Source organism: Acinetobacter sp. YQ_14 (assembly GCF_043102985.1).
Classification (GTDB): domain Bacteria; phylum Pseudomonadota; class Gammaproteobacteria; order Pseudomonadales; family Moraxellaceae; genus Acinetobacter; species Acinetobacter venetianus.
The window spans coordinates 1-1,580 of record NZ_JBICJJ010000018.1; the positions used below are offsets into that span (position 1 = coordinate 1).

Here is a 1,580-nt window from a genome sequence, read left to right on the forward strand (position 1 = left end):
GATGGCAGCCCGATTGATCTCGTCACTGGTGTAATCGATGGTATTACAGGTGGTACAGACGGTAGTCCTATCGATTTAGTCACTGGTGTGATTGACGGCATTACAGGTGGTACCGATGGTAGTCCGATTGATTTAGTCACTGGTGCTCTTGATGGTATTACAGGTGGTACCGATGGCAGCCCGATTGATCTCGTCACTGGTGCTCTTGATGGTATTACAGGTGGTGATCTTGCTAATAATCCTGTCACAGGTATTGTTCAAGAAGGTATCGATATTCTACAAGGCGTTGAAAGCTTAAAAACTGAAATCATCAATACGGGTATTGATACTGTTGCTGACACCATCATCGGAGCTTTCCCTCAAGCTGAACATCCTATCAGTGATATCGCTGACCTAGGTACCCTCACTTTTGAAACTTCTCGCGATACTGTAAATGGTACTTTAGAAACCGTGTCTGACTTGGCGGGTGCTGATCTCAGCGGTGCCTTAGATTCTGCAACAGGTGTCATTGAAACATTAGTTGATAATGGTTCTTCTGCAATTGGTATTGTTCAACATATTGCTGATGACCTTGGTAATCTCGGTGATCTTGCTGATGGTACACCACTAGAAATGGTGACTGATGTCATTGACGGTATTACTGGCGGTACCGATGGTAGTCCGATTGATCTTGTGACTGGCGTCATCGATGGAATCACGGGTGGTACTGATGGTAGTCCAATTGATCTTGTGACTGGTGTGATTGATGGCATCACGGGTGGTACGGATGGTAGTCCGATTGATCTTGTCACTGGTGTGATTGATGGTATTACAGCTGGTACTGATGGTAGCCCAATTGATCTTGTGACTGGTGTAATCGATGGCATTACTGGTGGAACAGACGGTAGTCCGATTGATTTAGTGACTGGCGTGATTGACGGCATCACAGGTGGTACCGATGGTAGCCCGATTGATCTTGTGACTGGTGTGATTGATGGCATTACAGGTGGCACTGATGGTAGCCCTATCGATTTAGTCACTGGCGTGATTGATGGCATCACGGGCGGTACCGATGGTAGCCCGATTGATCTCGTTACTGGTGTGATTGATAGCATCACAGGTGGTACTGATGGTAGCCCGATTGATCTTGTGACTGGCGTTATCGATGGCATCACAGGCGGTACTGATGGTAGTCCGATTGATCTCATCACTGGCGTTATCGATGGCATTACAGGTGGTACTGATGGCAGCCCGATTGATCTTGTCACTGGCGTGATTGATGGCATCACAGGTGGTACTGATGGTAGCCCGATTGATTTAGTCACTGGCGTAATCGATGGCATCACGGGTGGTACTGATGGTAGCCCGATTGATCTTGTTACTGGTGTCATTGACGGCATCACGGGTGGTACTGATGGTAGCCCAATTGATTTAGTGACTGGTGTGATCGATGGCATCACAGGTGGAACAGACGGTAGCCCGATTGATCTTGTCACTGGTGTGATTGATGGCACCACTGGTGGCACTGACGGTAGCCCAATTGATCTTGTCACTGGTGTGATTGATGGCATCACAGGTGGTGATCTTGCTAATAATCCTGT

The 1,580-nt window shown here is 47.6% G+C and carries 1 protein-coding gene; it reads left to right on the forward strand.

The features are described from left to right. The coding region (locus tag ACF8D3_RS08860; protein WP_392471162.1) for a beta strand repeat-containing protein at positions 1–1,580 on the forward strand (1,580 nt) is incomplete at both ends.